Genomic DNA, 3,033 nt, shown 5'->3' with positions numbered 1-3,033 from the left:
TGCTTATTGGCAGGCGTGGCGATTTTATTAAAAAGATTCTAGACAGGTTCTAAGTGAATGTATTAAAGGAGACGCATTCGGTTTTACTATGATATTTCATCCAAAAGTAATTGGCGCGCTTATTCCAGTCGATAACGAAAGTAAATGGATTTATCATGTAGCTTATGATCCAGTAAAAGGGGAGCGACCAGAGGATTTTTCTATAGAACGCTGTAAACAAATTATTCAAACTGCAATTGGAAGTACGGATATTAAGCCAGAAATAGTAAGTGTTTTACCGTGGGAAGCGAGTGAAAGTACAGCGGTGAAATTTCAGGAAAATCGCATCTTTTTAGTTGGTGACTCAGCACATATTATGCCGCCAACAGGAGGATTCGGTTCCAATACAGGGATACAAGATGCACATAATTTAGCTTGGAAATTAGCGGCTGTTATAAAAGGGAAAGCAAATCCAAAATTGTTAGAAACATACCATGAAGAGCGATATCCTGTTGCAAAATTAACGACGGACCATGCGAGTAGTATATTATTTCGTGCAGCGAATAGAGAGGAAGGTAATTTGAATACTATGGATAGTTTAGCTGTCACTGCTGGCTATCAGTATTGCTCAGAAGCAATTATAGACGAATGTAACACACCGCATAGAATGGATATAGTTTATTTGAACGGACGCCCTGGAACGCGTGCGCCACATTTTTGGGGAACTTATGAAGGAAATGAAGTTTCTATACTTGATCTATTTGGTAGCAACTTTGTGTTACTTACTGGAGCAGAGCCTAGTGCTTGGAATGAAGCTGCAAATGTTGTTTCATCTGGATTAGGAGTAAAGATAAAAGTGTATCAGGTAGGTTTAACTGGTGATTTTATCGATCAAGGTAACTTTTTTAGAAAACTATACGGGATAGAAAATGGAGGAGCGGTAGTAATAAGACCAGATGGATTTATTGGATGGCGTACGGAAAATGAGGTAGTAAAGCCGGGTATATTACTTGAAGAGATAATGAATTGTTTATTATGTAATTAAATATAAAACCACCGCTTGTATTTCAAAAGCGGTGGTTTTATTGCTTACAATTTACAAAAATAAAATATTGTAAGTTGTAAGCGGATGTGCTAATCTTATAACCTACTTGAAAGATGAATTTTTTTGATTGCAACTTACAAATAATAAAAAATGTAAGTTGTTGAAATAACAGAAGATAATTTTATTATATAAACAAAATGGATGGTGAAAGAAATGACTGAAAAGGCATTGACGAAAAATGTTGTTTTGGATGCAGCGGAAAAGGAATTGATTAAATATGGATGGAGTAGGACGACACTCGTTAGTATTGCGAAATCACTTGATGTTAGTCATGCAGCTTTATACTCTTATTTTCGTAGTAAGGCAGCACTTCGAGACGCTATTTTGGAAAGATGGTTATTAAAGTATTCGGATCAACTTGAGAAAATTAGTGGGAAAGACGGAGAAACAGCAGTGATTTTACAAGAGTGGTTCTTATGTTTGTTCCAACTTAAACAGAAAGAGTTACTGGAAAATGAAGAGCTATTTACATTGAATAGTTCGTTAGTTCAGCAAAAGAATGCTGTTATCCAAAAACACGAAGAAAGATTAGTTAGGCAACTGGAGAAGGTTATAAATCAAGGGATAGAGCGTAACGAGATTGAAAAACAAGACAGTTTATTTTTAGCACATACGCTTTTTGGACTCCTATCATCGTTCTACCATCCTGCTTTTTCTGAGCGATGGAAAGAAGAGAAGATAAACGAAGAATTTCAAAAGTCATGGGAAATTGTTGCGCGTGGTATTTTTTAAAAGTAAAGAACTTCGTATCATATAAGGCTTTCAATCAGGAAACGTAATGAGAAGGGGAGATTATATGAGTCATTATAAAGAAGACCAACAGCGTGTAAATGTAGTCATTGAAAAAGTAGACGAGGAACTGAAAGAGCTGGACAGCCGAGTTGGTTCGGTGAAGTCTGAAATTGTAAATATAAGAAAAAACTTTTGGGAAGATGTAAAAGTAAATATAGATAATATTAAAGAGGCGGTTGAAACGGCGGCCAGTATTAGGCAAGAGACCGAGATTCTTTCGGAAAGGGAGCATACCCATCGACATGCGAAAAATGAATATAATCTTTTAACGAAAATAAAAGATACACCGTACTTTGGAAGAATTGATTTTAAAGAAGAACAAGAGGCGGATACTGATGAGATCTATATTGGTATCGGCTCTTTTTATGATAAAGGGACAGATGAATTTTTAGTATATGATTGGCGCGCACCTATTTCTAGTCTTTATTACGATTATTCTTTAGGAAGTGCAAAGTATATAGCGCCAATGGGGACAATATCAGGTGATTTACTTTTGAAACGCCAATATATTATCCGAAATGGTAACATTCAAAGTATGTTCGATACAGGTGTAACGATAGGGGATGAACTCCTTCAAGAAGCGCTAGGAAGAAATGCAAGTGAACAAATGAAAAGTATTGTAGCAACAATTCAAAAAGAACAGAACAAAATTATTCGAAACGATAAAAGTGATGTATTACTTGTGCAAGGGACGGCTGGAAGTGGAAAAACTTCAGCAGCTTTGCAACGGGTTGCGTATTTATTATATCGTTACCGTGGGACAGTAAACGCGGATCAAATTTTGCTATTTTCTCCGAATGATTTGTTCAATAGCTATATTGCTAACGTCTTACCAGAGCTTGGTGAGGAGAATATGCAACAAACAACTATCCAAGCATACATGGAACATATGATTGGAAAAAGTTTTACTGTAGAAGATCCTTTTTCGCAGTTAGAATACATGTTAACGAAAGAACAGGAAAACGTGTATGAAACAAGGAGAAAAGGGATTCAATATAAATCATCAATTGAATTTATGGGGCTGATTGAAAAGTATGCGAGAAACCTTGGTGAAAAAGGGATGCAATTTCATGATGTAACATTTAAAGGGGAAATAATCATACATGCAAATGCAATATATGATTATTTTTATTCCCTAAACACAGCCATTTCAATAC

The 3,033-nt window shown here is 35.8% G+C and carries 2 protein-coding genes and 1 pseudogene; all 3 read left to right on the top strand.

The genetic code is table 11. The features are described 5' to 3' along the window. Positions 1–49 precede the first annotated feature (49 nt). Positions 50–1,024 (top strand): annotated as a pseudogene (locus AB3X49_RS20345) (FAD-dependent monooxygenase); the annotation flags it as partial. Positions 1,025–1,237: 213 nt separating this feature from the next. Then, positions 1,238–1,816: a TetR/AcrR family transcriptional regulator gene (locus tag AB3X49_RS20340; protein ID WP_367964366.1), complete on the top strand. Its 579-nt coding sequence runs from the start codon at positions 1,238–1,240 to the stop codon at positions 1,814–1,816. 64 nt (positions 1,817–1,880) lie between these two features. After that, positions 1,881–3,033: RNA polymerase recycling motor HelD (gene helD, locus AB3X49_RS20335; RefSeq protein WP_367964364.1), on the top strand; the 1,153-nt coding region annotated here is incomplete at its 3' end.

It is taken from the genome of Bacillus sp. C30 (assembly GCF_040838255.1).
GTDB classification, from domain to species: Bacteria; Bacillota; Bacilli; order Bacillales; family Bacillaceae_G; genus Bacillus_A; species Bacillus_A mycoides.
This window is presented reverse-complemented; position numbering and strand designations above follow the sequence as displayed.

Excerpts from the sequence above, each read along its gene's own strand:
- AB3X49_RS20340 (WP_367964366.1), top strand. The coding sequence starts at position 1,238 with ATGACTGAAAAGGCATTGACGAAAAATGTTGTTTTGGATGCAGCGGAA.